At 65.7% G+C, this 18,274-nt stretch carries 17 protein-coding genes; 6 read left to right on the top strand and 11 right to left on the bottom strand.

The window, feature by feature from the left end:
• Positions 1-252 precede the first annotated feature (252 nt).
• The gene (locus AC1DDG_RS13545) at positions 253-2,457 is read left to right on the top strand and encodes an FG-GAP repeat domain-containing protein (RefSeq protein ID WP_476876446.1); all 2,205 of its coding nucleotides are present in this window, start codon (positions 253-255) and stop codon (positions 2,455-2,457) included.
• Between the two features lie 84 nt (positions 2,458-2,541).
• Here AC1DDG_RS13545 and AC1DDG_RS13540 read toward each other — a convergent pair whose 3' ends face one another.
• Together AC1DDG_RS13540 and AC1DDG_RS13535 are read right to left on the bottom strand one after the other, a co-directional pair.
• Positions 2,542-3,219: an O-methyltransferase gene (locus tag AC1DDG_RS13540; protein ID WP_476876445.1), complete on the bottom strand. Its 678-nt coding sequence runs from the start codon at positions 3,217-3,219 to the stop codon at positions 2,542-2,544.
• 87 nt (positions 3,220-3,306) lie between these two features.
• The gene (locus tag AC1DDG_RS13535; RefSeq protein WP_230120047.1) at positions 3,307-3,639 is read right to left on the bottom strand and encodes a thiamine-binding protein; all 333 of its coding nucleotides are present in this window, start codon (positions 3,637-3,639) and stop codon (positions 3,307-3,309) included.
• 111 nt (positions 3,640-3,750) lie between these two features.
• Between AC1DDG_RS13535 and AC1DDG_RS13530 the strand changes: the two genes are divergently transcribed.
• Both AC1DDG_RS13530 and AC1DDG_RS13525 read left to right on the top strand, forming a co-directional pair.
• Complete coding sequence (locus AC1DDG_RS13530; RefSeq protein WP_230120048.1) at positions 3,751-4,371, top strand: TetR/AcrR family transcriptional regulator; 621 nt, start codon at positions 3,751-3,753, stop codon at positions 4,369-4,371.
• A 192-nt stretch (positions 4,372-4,563) separates the two neighbouring features.
• The gene (locus tag AC1DDG_RS13525) at positions 4,564-4,788 is read left to right on the top strand and encodes a hypothetical protein (RefSeq protein ID WP_476876444.1); all 225 of its coding nucleotides are present in this window, start codon (positions 4,564-4,566) and stop codon (positions 4,786-4,788) included.
• A 94-nt stretch (positions 4,789-4,882) separates the two neighbouring features.
• Here the strand turns inward: AC1DDG_RS13525 and AC1DDG_RS13520 are convergent, their stop codons facing one another.
• The 4 genes from AC1DDG_RS13520 to AC1DDG_RS13505 form a co-directional block, all read right to left on the bottom strand.
• The gene (locus AC1DDG_RS13520; RefSeq protein WP_476876443.1) at positions 4,883-5,167 is read right to left on the bottom strand and encodes a hypothetical protein; all 285 of its coding nucleotides are present in this window, start codon (positions 5,165-5,167) and stop codon (positions 4,883-4,885) included.
• A gap of 102 nt (positions 5,168-5,269) precedes the next feature.
• A complete protein-coding gene (locus tag AC1DDG_RS13515; protein ID WP_476876442.1) occupies positions 5,270-5,581 on the bottom strand; it encodes an AzlD domain-containing protein in 312 nt (103 codons plus the stop codon).
• Positions 5,578-6,354 (bottom strand): AzlC family ABC transporter permease, encoded by a 777-nt coding sequence (locus AC1DDG_RS13510; RefSeq protein ID WP_476876441.1) that lies wholly within the window; start codon positions 6,352-6,354, stop codon positions 5,578-5,580. Before AC1DDG_RS13510 ends, AC1DDG_RS13515 begins: the two co-directional genes overlap by 4 nt.
• A gap of 41 nt (positions 6,355-6,395) precedes the next feature.
• A complete protein-coding gene (locus tag AC1DDG_RS13505; RefSeq protein WP_476876440.1) occupies positions 6,396-7,271 on the bottom strand; it encodes a glycerophosphodiester phosphodiesterase in 876 nt (291 codons plus the stop codon).
• Positions 7,272-7,321: 50 nt separating this feature from the next.
• Here AC1DDG_RS13505 and AC1DDG_RS13500 point away from each other — a divergent pair, with 50 nt between their 5' ends.
• Both AC1DDG_RS13500 and AC1DDG_RS13495 read left to right on the top strand, forming a co-directional pair.
• Complete coding sequence (locus AC1DDG_RS13500; RefSeq protein WP_476876439.1) at positions 7,322-8,674, top strand: DUF445 domain-containing protein; 1,353 nt, start codon at positions 7,322-7,324, stop codon at positions 8,672-8,674.
• A gap of 195 nt (positions 8,675-8,869) precedes the next feature.
• The gene (locus tag AC1DDG_RS13495) at positions 8,870-11,095 is read left to right on the top strand and encodes a M1 family metallopeptidase (RefSeq protein WP_476876438.1); all 2,226 of its coding nucleotides are present in this window, start codon (positions 8,870-8,872) and stop codon (positions 11,093-11,095) included.
• Positions 11,096-11,109: 14 nt separating this feature from the next.
• Here the strand turns inward: AC1DDG_RS13495 and AC1DDG_RS13490 are convergent, their stop codons facing one another.
• The 3 genes from AC1DDG_RS13490 to AC1DDG_RS13480 all read right to left on the bottom strand — a co-directional run bounded on the left by AC1DDG_RS13490 (position 11,110) and on the right by AC1DDG_RS13480 (position 13,402).
• Positions 11,110-11,859, bottom strand: coding sequence for a LamB/YcsF family protein (locus AC1DDG_RS13490; protein WP_230120056.1), 750 nt, complete (start codon positions 11,857-11,859; stop codon positions 11,110-11,112).
• Positions 11,843-12,673, bottom strand: a complete 831-nt coding sequence (locus AC1DDG_RS13485; RefSeq protein WP_476876437.1) for a hypothetical protein — start codon at positions 12,671-12,673, stop codon at positions 11,843-11,845. Before AC1DDG_RS13485 ends, AC1DDG_RS13490 begins: the two co-directional genes overlap by 17 nt.
• A 138-nt stretch (positions 12,674-12,811) precedes the next feature.
• Complete coding sequence (locus AC1DDG_RS13480; RefSeq protein ID WP_476876436.1) at positions 12,812-13,402, bottom strand: hypothetical protein; 591 nt, start codon at positions 13,400-13,402, stop codon at positions 12,812-12,814.
• A gap of 61 nt (positions 13,403-13,463) precedes the next feature.
• Here AC1DDG_RS13480 and AC1DDG_RS13475 point away from each other — a divergent pair, with 61 nt between their 5' ends.
• The gene (locus tag AC1DDG_RS13475) at positions 13,464-14,822 is read left to right on the top strand and encodes an MFS transporter (RefSeq protein ID WP_476876435.1); all 1,359 of its coding nucleotides are present in this window, start codon (positions 13,464-13,466) and stop codon (positions 14,820-14,822) included.
• A 44-nt stretch (positions 14,823-14,866) separates the two neighbouring features.
• On the opposite strand, the gene AC1DDG_RS13470 is transcribed toward AC1DDG_RS13475, so the two are convergent.
• Positions 14,867-17,236 (bottom strand): glycoside hydrolase family 65 protein, encoded by a 2,370-nt coding sequence (locus tag AC1DDG_RS13470; RefSeq protein WP_476876434.1) that lies wholly within the window; start codon positions 17,234-17,236, stop codon positions 14,867-14,869.
• Positions 17,237-17,364: 128 nt separating this feature from the next.
• Positions 17,365-18,111 carry an HAD family hydrolase gene (locus AC1DDG_RS13465; protein ID WP_476876433.1) on the bottom strand — a complete coding sequence of 249 codons (747 nt, stop codon included), beginning with the start codon at positions 18,109-18,111 and terminating at the stop codon, positions 17,365-17,367.
• Positions 18,112-18,274 lie beyond the last annotated feature (163 nt).

Below are 18,274 nucleotides of genomic sequence, written 5' to 3'. Positions count from 1 at the left end.
GAAGCAGGTCCAAAACCGGAGCTTGACCTGCGCGGACAGGGACCAGGGCTGCCGGACCGGGCACCGTATCCCCTGCGGCGCCCGAGCCGGCCGCCCTTCCCCTCGGTGCTGGAGCCGCCCATTTTCACCATCGGTTTTGTCCGACGTTAATCCAAGGTGGGTGCGCCATTCTGGCGGTGGTTGGGAATGCACCTCCCGATCTGGCCTTGTTGGTACTGGGGGCCATAAATCGAGTGTCCATAAGGAGTCACCATGTTCTCGCACGCCGTAATGAGGCCCAAGATGCCCGACGGAGCACACCGTTCAGGGCCAGCCCACCGCCGGTCCGCCACCACCGCAACTGCCCGCATTGCCCCCGTTGCCGCCGGCGCCTTGCTGGCCGCGGCCCTCGCGCCGCTGGGCGCCCTTCCGGCCAGCGCCGAGACCGCCGGCATGGGGCCGGTGGATCCCGCCAACGGCTTTCCCACCTGGTATTCGGACGGATCGGTCAAGCTGCAGCTCTGCTACGAGGCCGGCAAGGGCTGCCTCTCCGAGCCGCCCGACCCGAACTCACCGGCATCCTATCCGGACAACTTCCCGGAAGAAGCCTTCTGGTTCCAAGCCTCCGCGACGGGCGGCAATCTCAGCACTTATGAGGCGGCACTTGAAGGAGCCCACACCAACGGTCCCGTGCAACCGGGAGAGCAGATGGGCTTCGGCCGGCTGCGGTTCATAGTCGATAACCTCACTCCCGGCGCAAGCTACACGATTACACACCCGTACGGCATCAACACATTCGTTGCCGAACCGGACCCAAAGGTAGGCGGCCGGATCAAGCAAACCATCGACGCCGGCGTCTGCGCTCCCTCGGCCACAGTGCCCTGCGACTGGGCCGGAGTAGGCGCGGCCTTCCTCGGTAACTACGCCACCGGCACCACCGCAACCTTCCTCCGCCAGGTCGGAGCAGCTCCGGGAACTCTCGGCGACATCAACACAGCAAGGCCAGTAACCGGCGCCCCGTCAGGGACCAATGCTGTCACCATCACGGGTCCCAACGCCGGCGGCCCCGGGGTCAACACCCTCACGGTGAACACTTTCACCGTCCAGGGGCTTGTCGCCGACGGGTCCGACGGCGGTCCCTCCACGCCTGACCTGGCAACGGCCAGCGACAGCGGCCGTTCCACGACCGACAACATCACGCGGATCACCACACCGACCATCACCGGCACCCTTCCGGCAGGCGCTGCGGGACCCGTGCAGCTGATTGTCGACACCGGTGCCCCCCGGGCCACAACGCTCACCGGCTCCAGCTACTCCGCCACGCTGACCGCACTGACCCAGGGCGTTCACAGTGTGCAGGCCCGCATCACCAATCCGGCCTTCGCCGCCGATCCCACGCAGCCACAGTTCCTGACCTCGGCGAAGCTCACCTTCACCGTGGACACCGCGGCGCCCGCCGTCTCGGTGACCGCACCGTTCCCGTCCTCGCCCAGCCTGGACAGCACGCCCACGTTGAGCTTCACGGGTGAGGCCGGGGCCCGGTTCGAATGCCAACTGCTGCCCAGCAACGCAACCTGGGATCCCACCTGCGCCTCACCAAAGACATGGGATGCGCAGGTCAACGGAACGTACGTCTTCAACGTCCGGGCCACCGACGCTGCCGGCAACGTCAGCGCAATGGCCAACCGCACCGTGCAGATCGGCACGACTGTCACCGCACCAACGACCAAGCTGCAGGACTTCAACAGCGACGGCAAGGCGGACGTCGTGTCCCGCGATTCCGCCGGTGTCCTCTGGCTCTACCGCGGCAACGGAACCGGCGGTTTCCTGGCGAAGACCAAGATCGGCGCCGGCTGGAATTCGATGACGGCCATCGTCAGCACCGGCGACTTCAACGGTGACCGTAAAGCCGACATCGTAGCCAGGACCTCCACCGGCCTGCTGTATCTCTACAAGGGCAACGGTGCCGGAGGCTTCTCCACCAAGGTCCAGATCGGAACCGGCTGGAACTCTTTCAACAGCCTCACCGCTCCCGGTGACTTCAACGGAGACCGGAAGCCGGACCTGACCGTCCGCGACGCCAGTGGCAACCTGTTCGCCTACCTCGGCAACGGAACCGGCGGCTTCACCGGGCGGATGCAGATCGGCGCCGGCTGGAACGGGATGAACGCCATCGTGGCTCCCGGCGACTTCAACAGTGACGCCAAGGCGGACCTGGTAGCCCGCGACGGCGCCGGAAACCTCTGGCTCTACCGTGGCGACGGTTCCGGCGGGTTCCTCGCAAGGGTCCTGATCGGTGCCGGCTGGAACGGCCTCAGCATCGTAGCTCCCGGTGACTTCAACGGAGACCGCAAGGCCGACCTGACGGCCCGCGACTCCCGCGGAAACATGCTCCTCTATCGTGGCAACGGATCAACCGGTTTCCTCGGAAAGTCCCTGATCGGCACTGGCTGGAGCTCCATGAACGCCATCGTGTAGTTCCCTACTTCAACCAAGGCACCGCCCGCGTACACCCAGTACGCGGGCGGTGCCTTTGGTTTTGCTCAATGCTTGCATTTGGTTCTAGCGGACTACCGCCAGCGCGAATCCGTCCCAGCCTTTGGAGCCCACCGTCTGGATAACTGTGGCATCCAGCCGGCTGTCCTCGCCCATCATTTTCAGCGCACCGAGGATGCCGGGGGCGTTGATCTCGTCCATGGAGGGATCCAGCACTGCGCCCTCCCAGACCACGTTGTCCATCACGATGGTGGTTCCCGGCCGGCCAAGGCGGATGGCCCAGTCGAGGTAGTGCGGATTGTTCTCCTTGTCCGCATCGATGAAGACGAAGTCGAAAGGGCCTCCTCCTTCTGCCTCCAGGACAGCAAGCGTCTCGAGGGCGGCGCCCGTGCGGATGTCCACCTTGTGGCCGACGCCCGCGGCGTCCACGTTCGCGCGGGCAACCTCAGCATGTCTGGGGAGGTATTCACACGTCACCAGCCGCCCGTCGTCGGGAAGCCCCTGGGCCATCCAGATGGTGCTGAAACCTGCCAGGGTGCCGATCTCCAGGACGCGGCGGGCGCCGCAACTCATGACCAGCAGCTTCAGCAGCTTCCCGGCGTTCGAGGTCACCTCGATCGGCGGCATCCCGGCCTCGACGGCGGACTGCACCGCGCGCTTCAGCGCTCCGTCGGGATGAACGACGGCGGCGGACAGGAACTCTTCTACGGCCACCCACCCGGGCTGCGGCTTATGCTCAAACATGGCCCCAGTCTCGCAGTAACAGGACAAGCCCGGCTAGGGCCGTCCGGGGCCGTGAACCTGTCAGGGCCGGTCAGCGGCCGGGCCGGGTCAGGAGTCCCCGGCGATGACGTTTTCCAGCCTCTCCACCTTGGCTGTCAGTTCGCCGGAGAAGCCTGGCCGGATGTCGGCCTTGATCACCAGCGAGACTCTGCTGCCGTACTTTCCTACTTCCTCGGTGGCGCGCTTTACGACCGCGAACACCTCATCCCATTCACCTTCAATTGTGGTGAACATGGAGTCCGTCTGATTGGGGAGTCCCGATTCCCTGACGATTTTGACTGCGGCGGCTACGGCGTCGTGCACCGAGGCGTCCGCGGCCCCGCGCTGGTGCGTCGGATCGGCAGGAGTTCCGGACGGGGCAACTGAGAATGCAAGCAACATGGGTCCAGTCTGGCACGTCGGGAACCTCGCCGGCGGGGTGTCCTGCGTCATATTCGAGGCTACCAATCGGTAACGAAGTCGGCGGGAGACTGCGTTGCTAACCTTTTAGATATGAACCTCGCAGTAGAGCGCAAGCCCCTCCGTGCCGACGCTGCGCGCAATGTGGACAAGATCATTAATGCAGCCCGTGAATGCTTCCGCGACTACGGCCCGGATGTTCCCCTGCAGACGATCGCCGCCACTGCCGGTGTGGGTCCCGCGACGCTCTTCCGGAACTTTTCAGACAAGGAACAGCTGGTCCTGGCAGCACTGAACCGCCAGCTCCGTCTCACCGTTGATCCGGTCATTGACGTCGCACTGGCGGGGCAGGATGCTGCCGAGGGCCTTTTCCGCGTGATCGACGCCATCATGGCCGCCGCAAGTGAGAACGCCAATCTGCTTGGTGCAGTGGCCGGGCGTCGTGACCTGCTGACCGGCATCACTGGCAGCCTGATCGAATCCGTGGGCGTGCTCCTGGGCCGGGGACAGGGACAGGGCACCCTCCGGGTGGACATCTCGCTGACGGACATGGTGCGTCTGCTCGCCATGCTGATCGGTGTGGTGGACACTATGGAACCGGGCTCCGATGCCTGGCGCCGGCCGGCCGCCCTGGTCGAGGACGCCATCCGATCGGAACGGCCGGGCCGGCCACTGCCGCCCCAGGTGCCGCTCCCGGGCACGCAGTTCGAGTAGGCGGAGGCTCGGCTTTTGGCGTTCCCGCGGGGCCACGTCCGATGCTGTAGAGCTGCGCCGGATATTCCGCTGAAGTGGCTGGCACAGTAAGCTGATCAGACCAGTGGTTAGGCAGCCAGCCTCGGTACATTCCTTCATGGAGCGAACAATGGCACTCTTCACGTGTGAACATGTCTGGCTGGCAGCGTCATCATGAACCGCTCACAACTTGCCCAATTCATGAAGCACACCGGCGACCCGGAAGTCACCCTGACATCCGCGTCCACCGAGGAGCTCGGCATCATCGTGGACGCGCTGTACCGGAACCTGGACACCCCTAAACCAGTGCTCGGCGCCCAAGACTGGTACGACCTTGCCAGCGAAGAACTGGCCCGGCGCTCGTTGCCCGATTCTCCTGATGCTTACGGCGCCGCCTGATCGCTGCTGCCGGATCTCGCTGCCGCCTGATCACCTGGCAGGGGCGCACCTCGGCAGGGGCGCACGTCCGTGGCGGCTTGCGCCTGGCCTGCGTCTAGGAATCGTCACCCGTATCCTCGGCTGGCCGTTGCGCCTTCCCGTGGGCCTGCTCCGCCTCATGAGCCTGCTCCGCCTCATGGGCCTGCTCTGCCTCATGGGCGTGCTCTTTCGCCTCAATCAGATGCTGCTGCAGCTTTTCCTCCGCCTCGCGGCGGCGGCGGGACGTATCGCGGAGCTCCCTGGTGGCCTGGGAGCCGCTCACCTCAATGTAGGGGGCTCCCGATTTCTCCGAGACTTCTCTGGTGGAGGCTGTTTCCTCCTGGGCTGATTCGTCATTCATGGTCGGTCCGTCCTCTCCGAAATTCAACAACATTGAGCGTCACTCTACGGTCTACTCATTCACACCCAGCCTGACACGTCAATGCCGGGGCAGGCCGCCATTTCAGTTCCAGCCCGCCAGCCGCAGCAGGGCTGCTGCCCCTGCCCCGGCCAGGACTACCACCAGGAAGGGGGCGCGGAAGAGGAGCGCAACTGCGGCCGCGGCCAGCGCACCGAGCCGGGCATCGAGGACCAGCGACTGGCCTGACGCCACAGCGTTGACGACCGTCAGCGAGGCCAGCAGCCCGATGGTCATTGTTCCGGCGACCCGCGACATCCGGGGATTCTGCAGGAGCGAAGCCGGCACCAAGTAGCCCAGCAGCTTCCAGGCATACGCGAAAAGGCACGACAGGAGCAGCCATACCCACAGATTCATGCCGCACCCCCGGGGGCCGTTCCGGATTCCCGGTGCGGGCCATGGCGGCGCCCGGTATAAGGATCGATGTCGGGTTCCAGCCCTTCATCCTTGGATCCGTGGCTGAACCATCCGATGAGGGCCGCCACTACCGCAGCTATCAGGATGGGCACGCCGGCAGGAACGAACGGCACCGCCAGCACGGTGGCCAGCGCGCAGACGACGGCGATGGCAACCGGTTCCCTGCCCTTCAGCCGGGGCCAGAGCAGGCCAAGGAAGGCTGCCACCGCAGCACCGTCGAGCCCCCACTGCTTTGGATCGCCCAGCGCACCCCCGGCGAGGGCACCCACGGCGGTGAAAATATTCCAGAGCACAAAGACGCCGATTCCCGCGGTCCAGAATCCACGGTGCTGTTCGGCGGGATCGGTCTGGCCCGTGCTCGTAGCCGTGGATTCGTCGATGGTCAGTTGGGCGGCGGCGTACTTGCGCCATCCCTTCGGGTGCAGCAGTACGTTGAGCTGCATGCCGTAGATTCCGTTACGCATCCCCAGCAGCGTCGCGGCCCCCATGGCTGCCAGCCCGGACCCGCCGCCGGCAACCACTCCGATGAACGCGAACTGCGATCCACCGCTGAACAGCAGCAGGCTCAGGGCCATCGTCTGCCAGAAGTCTAGGCCGGAAGTTACGGAAAGGGCGCCGAATGACACACCGTACAGGCCTGTGGCCACACTGATGGACAGGCCTACCCGAACAGCCGGAGATTGCAGGAGCCGGGCCGGCCATGTGATGGGCATGGCACCACTCAATCACAGCGGTGGCGCCCGGGCGAAGCCGGCTACAGCTGGGCGAGTACGTGGGCAGGTTTGTTGGTGGTGATCTCGTGGATCCCCAGCCCCTGGCACAAAGCTACGTCGTTCGTGGCGTCCACAGTCCAGACCCTGAACCTGCGGCCCGAATCCAGCCAGCGCCGGACTGTGCGGGAATGCTCGCGCACGTAGTCGATGCCGGGCCCGGCCATGCCCACTTCGCAGTCGTTGAGGATCCGTTCGCCCTCCAGCTGGGCGGCCTTCATAACGTTCGCCACTGCGCCGCCGGTCAGCGGACCAAGGCCGAGTTCTTCCCGGATTTCCGCGACGTTGATGTCGTCCACCAGCTGGCAGATGAATTCAGCGGGAACCGTCTTGCACAGATGACGCACGGAGTCCGGGCTGAAGCTCATGAATGTGACCCGGATATTGCCCAGCCTGGACGTCCGCGGGTCCCATCCCTCCGCCCTCAGGACTTCCAGCACCCGGTCCTCGAGTTTCAGCTGGTACGGGCTGGGGTGTTTCAGTTCGATCGCGAGGCCGATTTCCCGCCCGGATTCCCGGAGAAGGTCCAGCAAATCGGGAAGGGTCAGGAACTGCTCCGAGCGCGCCCCGTAGGCCTCGGGAATACGGACACCCTTCCATGACGAGAAATCCAACAGCCGCAGTTCGTCAATCGTCCTTTCGGCCACCGGGCCGGTGCCGTCCGAGGTGCGGTCCAGGTTGGCATCATGCAGCAGAACCACATGTTGGTCCCGGCTCAGCTGCACATCGCATTCCACGCCGTCCGCCCCGTCGGCCAATGCGCGGAGATACGCAGCTCGGGTGTGCTCCGCGAAGTCAGCGCTGGCACCACGGTGGGCGTAGACCAAGGGACGGGCTGGAACTGACTCGTCGGTTGTCATGCTGACACGTTAGCCGACGACAGACCGGGAAGCGGGGCTAGGCTGGGCACATGCAGGTGAACTCTGAGCCAACCACGCAGCCGGCCCCTCCTCCCGCCGGCCCTCCCGTTCAGGGCCGTCCGGCCCAGGCGGGTCCCGCCGTCGCCCCGAACCCGCTCGCTGCAGGTGACGCTGAAAAGGCGGCCGCCCTGCGGAAAATGAAGCTCGTGGCCCTCGCCCTGCTGATCGCCATGGCAGTTGTGTTCGTCTTCGCGTTTGCCCTGCAGAAGCAGTACCCCTGGCTCGAATATGTCCGGGCCGCGGCCGAAGGCGGCATGGTAGGTGCCCTCGCGGACTGGTTCGCAGTAACAGCCCTGTTCAAGTACCCCATGGGCCTGAAGATTCCGCATACCGCCATCATTCCGCGGCGCAAGGACCAGATCGGGGCGTCGCTCGGTGAGTTCGTGGAGACCAATTTTCTCTCCGAACAGGTGGTCCAGGACAAACTTGCCAGCATCAACATTTCGGGCAAGGTGGGCCAGTGGCTGTCCGGACCGGGCGGCGCCGAACGCGTCGCCAAGGAGGGCGCCGCTGTTATCCGCGGCGCCTTCAAGGTGTTGAATGACGACGACGTCCAGGCAGTCATCGAGGGCATGGTTCGCAAGCATCTGCTTGCTCCGCCGTGGGGACCTCCGGTGGGACGGATGGCCGAGCGTATCTTCGCTGAAGGTCACCACCACAAGCTTGTTGACCTGCTGGTGGACCGGGCGGCGGACTGGGTGACGACCAATCACGAGACGGTCAGCCGCCTCGTCACCGACCGATCACCGCAATGGGTGCCCAGCTTCGTGGACGGGATCGTGGGAGACAAGGTCTACGTTGAGATCCTGAAGTTCGCACAGGCTGTTCAGTCCGATCCACAGCACCAGGTGCGTCTGTCCATCGACAAATACCTCACGGACCTTGCGCAGGACCTCCAGTATGATCCGGCCATGATCGCCCGCGCCGAGGGCATTAAGGCACAGGTCCTCGGAGATCCGGAGGTTCGTGAACTGGCCTCGCGGACCTGGGCGACCATCAAGGGTGCGCTGCTCACCGCCGTCGACGATCCCGACAGTGAACTGACGGTGAAGTTCAAGGCGGCCGTCCGCGACTTCGGGACACGCCTGGTCAACGATGACGAACTCGCCGGCAAGGTCAACGCCTGGATCGGCGACGCCGCGGGCTACCTGGTCCGGACTTACCGGTCCGACATCGCCGGGGTAATCACCGATACCGTGGCGCGCTGGGATGCCGAAGAGACGTCGCAGAAGATCGAACTCCAGGTGGGCAAGGACCTGCAGTTCATCCGGATCAACGGCACTGTGGTGGGCTCCCTGGCCGGCCTGGCCATCTTCGCGGTGGCACACCTGGCGTTCGGCTGACGTTCGGCCATCGTGAACCGCAGCCCGCTACTCAGCGCCGGGAAATAGCGGGACTCTTGACAGGAGGGGCGGCCGAGGCCACCTTGGTGTCTACAACGCACCCTTGGTCTCCTGCCGGCTCCTACGGTTCCGTCGCGGCGCGGGCCCTGATCCGGCACTGCGGCGTTGCCATCGTGGAGTTCCGAACGAGGTGCCATGAGTCCCAACCCAAAAGAACCGACGGCGGTCCGGCCCGCCTTCGCCCGTCCCGCCCACCGAAGGCCACTGCACCGCACGGGCCTTTTCCTCGCGGCACTGCTTCTGGCCGCTGCGCTCCCAGCCCAGTTGCTGACTGTCCAGGTCAAATCTGCGTCCGCGGCGAAAAGTCCGCCTGCAGTTGACAGCTTTGCGCCCGGCTCCCCCGGCCTGGGCGATCCCTATTTTCCGCTCGACGGCAACGGCGGCTATGACGTCCGGAACTACCTGCTTAACCTCAGCTACGACCCCGCCACCGGCCTGCTCGCCGGCTCGGCCACCATCAGCGCCCGCGCAACGCAAAACCTCTCCGCTTTCAATCTGGACCTCGACGGCCTGACGGTCCGCTCCGTCAGAGTGGACGACGAACCCGCTGCCTTCAGCCGAAGCGGAGCCGAGCTCACCGTGACACCGCAGGACGGCATAGCGGACGACGATGCTTTCAAAGCCGTCGTGACCTATGACGGGGTTCCAAAGGCCATCAACGACCAGTTTGGCATCTCAGGATTTTTACACACCGACGACGGATCGCTCGTGATCGGGCAGCCCCACGTGGCCGCTACCTGGTTCCCGGCGAATGACCACCCGCTGGACAAGGCGTCCTTCACTTTCCGGATCAGTGTTCCCGACGGGCTGGAAGTCGTGGCGAACGGAGTGCTCCGGGAAAAGGAATCGGAGCATGGCAAAACAACGTGGACCTGGCGTGCTGAAGCGCCGATGGCCACCTACCTCGCCACGGCCAACGTGGGCCAGTTCAACCTCCGCCAATACCGGGACGGCGGGATCGGCTTTGTGGACGCCATCGATCCTGACCTCTTCACCCCTGTGGTGACTCCGCGGACAGGAACCAACTTCGCGTGGTCGCACAACGGCAACAGGTCCTACACGCGTCTGACAAAGGTCATCAGCGTTCCGCCGGGCGGTGCCCGGCTTTCCTTCTGGCTGTGGCGGAACATTGAGGCAGGGCGGGACTTCACCTTCGTGGAAGCCCACACGGCCGGCGCCCAGGACTGGACCACCCTCCCCGATGCGAACGGACACACCGCGGCGGATACTGGCCGCGCCTGCCAGGAACTGCTGTCCCTGCACCCGTTTCTCACCCATTATCAAACCGATAACGGCAAGGGGGCCTGCCGGCCCACGGGCACGTCAGGCAAGTGGTGGGCGGCAACCGGGCAAGGTACGGGCTGGGAGCAGTGGGCCGTCGACCTCGCCCTCTTCGCCGGGAAGAAGGTCGAAGTCTCCGTCGCGTACGCCAGCGACGCTGCCATTACGTTCGACGGTGTGTCCGTAGACGACGTCGCCGTCTCGACCGGGGACGGCACCACGTCGTTCGAGGACGACGGAAACCTCCTGGACGGCTGGGCGGCCTCAGGACCGCCGGCTGACAGTCCCCCGGGCGAAACTCACTGGACGGCAGGCATGGAGGGGCCTCCATCGCTGGGCCAGAAGGTGCAGTCCTCCTTCAAGCGGCAGCCCGAAATCATCCGCTTCCTGTCCGGGTTCCTGGGGCCATATCCCTTCACTGCGGCCGGCGGCATCGTGGACGACGTGAAGAACCTCGGTTTCGCGCTGGAGAACCAGACCCGGCCCATCTACTCCAAGTTGTTCTTCAACACTCCAACGGGCGGCGACTCGGTGGTGGTCCATGAACTGGCGCACCAGTGGGTGGGCGATGACGTGGCTGTCAGGGCGTGGCGGGACATCTGGCTGAACGAAGGTTTCGCCACCTACGCGGAGTGGCTGTGGAGCGAGAGCGAAGGACGGGAGACACCGCAGCAGATCTTCGACTTCTACGCCACGGCGATCCCCGCGGAAGCGCCGTTCTGGTCCGTGAAAATCGGCGACCCCGGAACGAAGGCACTGTTCGACTTCAGTGTCTATGCGCGCGGCGCCATGACACTGCACGCACTTCGGACGCGGGTGGGCGACGACGTGTTCTTCGACATCCTCCGCGAATGGACGGAGTCCCACGCCGGCGGCAACGTCTCGAGCGAGGACTTCATGAACCTCGCACAGCAACTGTCCGGCCAGGACCTGCGGGCCTTCTTCACCACGTGGCTGTTTTCGCCGACCAAGCCTGCGGAACTCAACACTGTGGTGCGGAAGAGCGGCCCTCCAAGAAGCACGCCCGAGACAGCGAGGCTACTGGAGCAGCGGCTTGGGGCGGGACTCAAACCCCGATAGAGCACGGAGGCCGCTCAGGCGAAAGGCTCAAGCTCCACACCGGCTTCTTGCAGTCCCGCGCGAACGGCGGCGGCCATGCCCACGGCGCCGGGGGTATCACCGTGGATGCACAGCGAATCCGGATCGACCCGCACCACCGTGCCGTCCACCGCCACTACCTCGCCTTTCAGCGCCAGCCGGACGGCCCGCTCAACGATTGGACCGACGTCGTGCAGCACGGAACCTTCCTGCGAGCGCGGCACCAGGGTGCCGTCCGGGAGGTAGGCGCGGTCAACGAACGCCTCGCGGAACACGGGGTGGCCGGCTTCCTGGGCGTGCTTCAGCAACTCCGAGCCGGGGAGCCCGAGAACCGGAAGTCCCGGGTCGTAGGCCTGGACGGCCGCCACGACGGCTGCCGCCTGCTCGGCATCGCGGAATGTCCGGTTGTACAGGGCTCCATGGGGTTTGACGTAGTCCACGGAGGCGCCCACTGCATGCGCCACTCCGTCCAGCGCGCCCAACTGGTACAGGACATCCCCGAAAAGCTCGTCAAAGGACATGTCAAGGGAGCGCCGGCCAAAGCCCGCGAGGTCCCGGTAGCCAACGTGGGCCCCCACCGTGACGTCCAGTTCGAAGGCCGCGCGGCAGCTGTCCAGCATGGTCACCGGATCACCGGCATGGAACCCGCAGGCCACGTTGGCGCTGGTGACAAGCTGGAACATGGCAAGGTCATCGCCCATGGTCCACGAGCCGAAGGACTCGCCCAGGTCAGCGTTCAGGTCCACCGTTGCTCCCTTCCAGCGTACGGTTCAGCCGCACTGCCGCTTCCGGCGATGCACCCGCTGCGGCCGTCAGTTCCCCGGGAATGGTGTCCGGCATAGGGCCGAATGCCTCCTTGGCATTCGCCACGACCGCCCGGCCCATCATGAGGTTGCCGGCGCCGCCCACCACGGCGCCGATTCCAAACGGCAGTGCCCGGCCGAACAGTGCCGTTCCCTGGCGCTTCAGCAGGCTCCGCAGAAAGACTTTCTGGACGCGCTCCCGAATGGCGCCGAAGCCATTGGAAGGCATCTTGCGCGCCAGAACGCTTCCCCAGGCCTGGGTGGCGCCCTTTCCCTTGCCGAGGGCCTGGCCGCTCAGCGAGCCAAGCAGCGCCGTGCCCTCTTCGCCCAACATCACGGCCATGACCATGGTGCTGGCTTTGTCGGGGTCGGTCATCCTGATGCCGTGGAGTTCCGCCAGGGACGTCGCGTAAAGCGCCGTCGCTTCGAGGAAGGCCACGGTGGCCGCTGCGGAGAGACCCAGCGAGGCGATGGTTCCGACCCCCGGGACCACGGCCGTTGCGCCCACCAGGGCGCCGCCGCCAGTGACTGCAGTGAGGTAGTCGCGTTCCAGCCTCGCCGCAAGCTGGGCCGCAGAAGCATGGGGGTGACGGCGTTGGAGCCTGCGGATGTTGGCCACTACGAGTGGTCGCTGGATATTTACCGCGCGCAGCAACAGGTTGTGGACGCCGGGCTTGGGATTGCCGTGGGCATCGAACACCGCATTGTGTGCTGTTTCCTGCGCGATTTTCATCGCCGGGTTGCGTCTGTTGGCCATCTTCACCTCTACCTCGGAACAATTACTTCGGAACAAATCGACAGCCGGTTGCTGTCGCCTAGGCCTTAACACTAGGCCACGGCCCTGACCCTGTGGGCCTGGGCCGGAACGCAGGCCGGGACGCAGGCCGGCCCATCGCTACATCACCCAGGATTCGGCGACGGCCAGGTAGGCGGACGAAGAAGGCCCGCGCGGCCCGGCATAGACGGTGGGGGCGCCCGGCCACTCAACACCGAATTCTGACAGCCGGCCCGCGCTGCACGGCAGGTAGACGTTGCTGAGGGAAGCGCTGGCCGGTCCGAGCTGAAACTCAGGTGCGGAAAACTGCCGGCGGTCCAGCACGCCGGAGATTTCGAGTGCTGCCCGGCGCCCGGTGGCCGTGAACCCGCGCTCAAGGTCGAGGTGTATGTCGAAATCGTCGTGGGTGTGGCTGATGGCGTTAAGTGGAAAGCGGGCGGCTTCCGGTAAATAACGAGTTAGCTCGGATGCGAGGGTTTGGGCGAAGTACTCGCTGGGGCCGTAGCTGCGCCAGCCTTGGAGCGTGGCCACCAGCAGAGCCGTCCCTGTTCCCCATTTGGACCACTCGGCCTTCCAGAAGGAAGCGAAACAGCTGGCCGGCTCACCGGGAATGTGGACGTCATTCCGGTCCACGGGATGCAGGGCAAGGCCGCAATTGGTCCCGATCAGCGCAACGCTGCGCCGCCATGTTCCGGCGGGTGTGTTCCCCATCCCACGAGCTTATCCCGCGGCGCGCGTTCCCCCACCGGGAGGCTCGGCCTAAAATTGCCGTGTGCCCCTCCCCCGAGCGCTGCGCCCATTTTCCCATCGTGAATACCGCGTGCTGATCACGGCCCTTGCCGTGTCCATCTTCGGTTCGGGGATGTGGGCTGTCGCAATGGTGTACCAGGTCATTCAGCTTCGCGGCGGCCCTCTTGAGCTGTCCCTCGTGGCCACGGCCGGAAGCGTGGGGCTGGTCGCGTTCGTCCTCGCAGGCGGCATCGCCGCCGACCGCGTGCCTCAGCGCCTGCTCATCATTGCCGTGGAAGGCGCAAATCTGGCCGTGATCGCAAGCATCAGCGGCCTGGCAATGGCGGGCTGGCTGGCGCTCTGGCATCTGGTGGTTGGCGCCTTCGTGCTCGGTGTGGGCGCCGCCTTCTTCTTCCCTGCCTACTCCGCGATCCTGCCGAGGCTCCTGCCACCCGAGGATCTGCTGGCGGCCAACGGCATGGAAGGGACCATGCGCCCCATACTGCAGCAGGCCGCCGGTCCGGCAGTTGCAGGCATCGTGGTGGCCGGTCTGTCGCCGTCCCATGCCGTGACAGGCGTGGCGGCGTGCCATCTGGTGGCTTTCATCATCCTGAATTTCCTCGGCCAGCACGCCCTCAGCGCTCCTGCCAACGGCGCGGAGCACGAAGGGAACCCGGTCGGGAGGGACGCCCAGCCCGGTGCGGCCGGACCGCACGCGGTCAGGCCGCGGAGTTCCTTCTTCCATGACCTGCACGAGGGCGTCACCTACACCTTGCGGACACCGTGGCTGCTCTGGACCCTGCTCTGGGCCTGCATCTCAGTGCTGTTCCTGATCGGGCCAATAGAGGTACTCATGCCCTTCGTGGTCCGCGACCAGCTGGGTGGGGACTCCACCATGTTCGGCTTCCTGCTGGCCGTGATGGGGATCGGCAGCGCCGCCGCCGCGCTGGTCACTGCCTCGTTCAAGCTCCCGCGCCGGTACCTGACGGTGATGATGGTGTCCTGGGGTGCAGGCAGCCTGCCGCTGGCCGCCGTGGGACTCATTGACAATTTCTGGGTGCTCGCCCTGGCGCTGTTCATTTTCGGCGCCACCGGCAGCGTGGGGATGGTGATCTGGGGAACGCTGCTGCAGCGGCGCGTGCCGGCTCATCTTCTGGGACGGATCTCAAGCCTGGATTTCTTTGTGTCCCTGGCGCTCATGCCCGTTTCGATGGCGCTGGCCGGACCGGTCGCGGCCGTGCTGCCCCTCTGGATCATCTTCCTGGTGGCAGGCAGCGTCTGCCCTGTGGTGGCAATCGTGGCGATGCTTGCTGCCCGGATGGCCGGGGACGAGATAACCCACCCGCTGGAACGGCAACACGGCATCTCCGCGGACGCCGACGTCAAAAGCCGCCGACAATAACTGCGGCCGGCTGCCCGGAACGGGCAGCCGGCCGGTCTTGCGCATCAGGCGCGGGCGCGCACCACGGGAAGGCTTGCCGTGGGCGGACCGCTCGGGAAGACCGACGGTTCCGGCACTTCGACCGGTTCGAGGGCCACACGGACGGAGTCGGCGCCGACGGAATAGACCCCGCCGCGCACGTCGATGTCCAGCGGTTCCCCTTCCAGGACGCTCAGCGTGATGCTGGCGTCGACGAGTTCCACGAGGAGGAGCCTTCCCTGCAGCCTCAGGTGGAAGGAAAGGCTGTCCCATTCCTCGGGCAGCCGGGGATCGAAATACGGCACCGCACCCTGGTCCCGCAGGCCGGCGAAACCACATACCAAGGAGCTCCACACGCCGCCGGTCGAAGCGATGTGCACGCCGTCGATCGTGTTGCCATGCGAATCATCCAGGTCGATGAACACTGCGTTGGTGAAGTGCTCAAGAGCCGCCTTGCGGTAGCCCACTTCGGCAGCCATGATGCCCTGGACGCACGCGGACAGCGTCGAATCACCCGTGGTGATGGGGTCGTAGAAATCGAAGGCGCGGTGCTTCTCCTCAGCGGTGAATTCCTGCCACTGCAGGAACATGGCCAGCACCGTGTCCGCCTGCTTGAGCACCTGGTGCCGGTAGATCACCAGCGGATGGAAGTTCAGCAGCAGCGGGTACTTGGAGCGTGGCGTCGTCCAGTCCCACGGCTCCAGGGTCATGAAGTCGTTGTCCTGCGAGTACACCTGGAAATGCTCGTCGAACGGAAGCTGGATACGGGACGCCGCCGCCTCCCAAAGCTGCCGCTCGGCGTCGTCGATTTCCGGATGGTCCAGCGCCGCCGCAGCGCGCAGGTTAAAACGGGCCATGACATTGGTGTAGAGGTTGTCGTTCACCACTGCCGTGTACTCATCCGGGCCGGTCACGCCGTGGATGTGGAACTGGCCGTCCTTGCCGAAGAACCCCAGGGACACCCACATGCGGGCGGTCTCCACGAGCAGGTCGGCGCCCATTCCATCGCGGAAGTCCGAGTCTCCGCTCGCCCAGACGTACCGGTTGGCTGCAAAGGCAATCGCGGCAGCAATGTGGAACTGCGCAGTGCCTGCCGCGTAGTAGGCGCTGGCCTCCAAGCCGTTGATGGTGCGCCACGGAAACAGTGCGCCGTCCACGCTGAGCTCCTTGGCCCGGATCTTGGCGTCCGGCAGCATCTCGTGCCGGAACTCCAAAACCTGGCGGGCGCCGTCGGGGTTTGAATACGACAGGTACGGGAGGAGGTAGACCTCCTGGTCCCAGAAGTAGTGCCCCTCGTAACCGGAGCCGCTGACGCCCTTTGCCGGAATGCCGGCTACGCCGGCGCGGGCCGTGGCCTGGGCCAACTGGAAGAGGTTCCAGCGGATGGCCTGCTGCACGTCGGGCTGGCCGCCCACCTTGATGTCCGTGGTGGACCAGTAGTCGCGGTAGTGTGCCTCGCTCTCGGCGAAGACCTCACCTACCGGCTTCAGGCCCGCCGCTGCCGTGTCCGCCGGGTCCTGGCCTGTTTCGGCGTCTGCCGCTCCCGGCACCCCGATGCGGGCGCCCCGGGCCACCGCGTAGCTGACGCTCTTCTCGAGCCGGAACGGCTCATCGGCTCCAACCGCCAGCACGTAACGGACGCTGCTGTCGTCCTGGTCCACGAGCGTATCGAACGGCTGGTGCCCTGCAGAGGTCCAGTGGTCGACGGCGATTCCCACGCGCTGCTTCGACTCCGCCGCTTCCCAGGAAAGGCGGAGCGAACCGTCGCCGCCGTCGAGCCTCAAGGGCAGCAGGACGCGCCCTGCGTGCCGGCCCGCCCTGCGTGGATCGTGCGCGGAGTGGTCGTCCACCGGCTGGTCCTGGCGGTTGATCACGGACGAGGTGACGTCGGCGGAGACGGCGCGGTCCGCGGAGAGCTCCAGCGAAATGGCGAGACAGCCGCGCGATTCGAAGCCCACGGCGCGGCGCTCCACGGTGGTGACGGTGGCGCCCGAACGGCATTGCCACACGATGCTGCACTCGTAGATTCCGGTGCCGAAATCTACGGAGCGGCGGTAGTCCAGCACCGTCGATTCAGCGAGGCTGAGCATCTCGCCGTCCACGATCACCGTGAAGTTGTTGGCATCCGGAATGTACAGGATCCGCTGGCCGGTGCGCGCGAAACCGAAGGCATTTTCAGCGTGCTTGATATCCCAGATTTCGTGGAACCCGTTGATGAAGCTGCCCGGGAGCTCCGCATCCGCCGCCGCCCAATGGGCGCCCCTGATACCCAAATGTCCGTTTCCAAGGGCAAACAGCGTTTCCAGGGTGCCGGCATTGCCGGCGGCATGACTGGTCTCCACGAGCTTCCAGGGATCGTTGGGGAAGCGGACGCGGTCAGCAGTGATGAGTGCCATGAGTGGCGTTCCTTAGGCGGTTGGAGGAGCGGCCAGGGTTGGGGGCCTGGCAGGATTGCGCAGTGGAGGCGGAGTTCCGCGGAGCCGGAGCTCCGTGAAGGCGGAGCTAGAGCTCTGTGAAGGCGGTGCTAGAGGAGTTCGTCGAGGTCGTTGACCACTAACGTGGCGCCCGCCTCCAGCAGCGTTTGGCGCCCTGCGCCGCGGTCCACTCCGATGACGGAGTGGAAGCTGCCCGCGCTTCCGGCCTGCACGCCGGAAACCGCGTCCTCGACGACGACGCACTCTTCGCTGGGCAGCTCAAGGAGCCGGGCGGCGTAGTCATAGGTTGCCGGGCTGGGCTTGCCGGGAAGGCCTTCAGCGGCTGCCACGACGCCGTCCACCACCACCTGGAAATGGCCGTCGAGCCCCGCCGCGCGCAGCACGGACGGTGCGTTCCGGGACGAGGAGACGACGGCGACCTTGAGTCCCCGGGCCAGCGCGGCTGTGAGGAAACGCACCGACCCCGCGTAAGGGTCAACGCCGGCGCCGACGATGTCGTTGAAGATCTTGTTCTTCCGGTTGCCCAGTCCCTGGACTGTCTCGTTGTCCGGCGAGTCGTCGGTGGGACCTTCGGGGAGCTCGATGCCGCGCGACGTCAGGAAGTCCCGGACGCCGTCGAACCTGGGCTTGCCGTCAATGTGCTCGAAGTAGTCGCTTCCGCGGTAACCGGACTTCCCGGGCTTGGATGCGAGGTAGCCGTCAAAGAGTTCCTGCCACGCGCGCTCGTGGACCACGGCCGTGGGCGTGAGCACGCCGTCGAGGTCGAACAGGATGGCGGCGGCGTCCGTCCAGTTGTTCGGAGTGCTGCCGGGGAGGGTCTTCAGAAGATCAGTCATGCCTGGTGCGGTGTCCTTTCGGATGGCGGACAGCAGTGGTTGGGGACCATGCGGGGAGGAGGTGCGGCGTCGGCGACCGCGGGTGGAGCATCTTACGGCGCAATGCCTCGACTGGGGAGCGCCCGGGGGCGCGTTCAGGTGGCTTAAATGCGCAGTCGCTCTG

It is taken from the genome of Arthrobacter sp. 10L430, assembly GCF_056395245.1.
Note: the sequence above shows the minus strand (reverse complement) of the source record. Positions and strands in the feature narration are given on the sequence as shown.

What these genes read in the sequence shown, in the direction of transcription:
- AC1DDG_RS13530 (WP_230120048.1), top strand. Translation starts at nt 3,751, where the DNA reads ATGAACCTCGCAGTAGAGCGCAAGCCCCTCCGTGCCGACGCTGCGCGC.
- AC1DDG_RS13535 (WP_230120047.1), bottom strand. Translation starts at nt 3,639, where the DNA reads ATGTTGCTTGCATTCTCAGTTGCCCCGTCCGGAACTCCTGCCGATCCG.
- AC1DDG_RS13480 (WP_476876436.1), bottom strand. Translation starts at nt 13,402, where the DNA reads ATGGGGAACACACCCGCCGGAACATGGCGGCGCAGCGTTGCGCTGATC.
- AC1DDG_RS13545 (WP_476876446.1), top strand. Translation starts at nt 253, where the DNA reads ATGTTCTCGCACGCCGTAATGAGGCCCAAGATGCCCGACGGAGCACAC.
- AC1DDG_RS13510 (WP_476876441.1), bottom strand. Translation starts at nt 6,354, where the DNA reads ATGCCCATCACATGGCCGGCCCGGCTCCTGCAATCTCCGGCTGTTCGG.
- AC1DDG_RS13540 (WP_476876445.1), bottom strand. Translation starts at nt 3,219, where the DNA reads ATGTTTGAGCATAAGCCGCAGCCCGGGTGGGTGGCCGTAGAAGAGTTC.
- AC1DDG_RS13520 (WP_476876443.1), bottom strand. Translation starts at nt 5,167, where the DNA reads ATGAATGACGAATCAGCCCAGGAGGAAACAGCCTCCACCAGAGAAGTC.
- AC1DDG_RS13465 (WP_476876433.1), bottom strand. Translation starts at nt 18,111, where the DNA reads ATGACTGATCTTCTGAAGACCCTCCCCGGCAGCACTCCGAACAACTGG.
- AC1DDG_RS13500 (WP_476876439.1), top strand. Translation starts at nt 7,322, where the DNA reads ATGCAGGTGAACTCTGAGCCAACCACGCAGCCGGCCCCTCCTCCCGCC.
- AC1DDG_RS13485 (WP_476876437.1), bottom strand. Translation starts at nt 12,673, where the DNA reads ATGGCCAACAGACGCAACCCGGCGATGAAAATCGCGCAGGAAACAGCA.
- AC1DDG_RS13470 (WP_476876434.1), bottom strand. Translation starts at nt 17,236, where the DNA reads ATGGCACTCATCACTGCTGACCGCGTCCGCTTCCCCAACGATCCCTGG.
- AC1DDG_RS13495 (WP_476876438.1), top strand. Translation starts at nt 8,870, where the DNA reads ATGAGTCCCAACCCAAAAGAACCGACGGCGGTCCGGCCCGCCTTCGCC.
- AC1DDG_RS13515 (WP_476876442.1), bottom strand. Translation starts at nt 5,581, where the DNA reads ATGAATCTGTGGGTATGGCTGCTCCTGTCGTGCCTTTTCGCGTATGCC.
- AC1DDG_RS13525 (WP_476876444.1), top strand. Translation starts at nt 4,564, where the DNA reads ATGAACCGCTCACAACTTGCCCAATTCATGAAGCACACCGGCGACCCG.
- AC1DDG_RS13505 (WP_476876440.1), bottom strand. Translation starts at nt 7,271, where the DNA reads ATGACAACCGACGAGTCAGTTCCAGCCCGTCCCTTGGTCTACGCCCAC.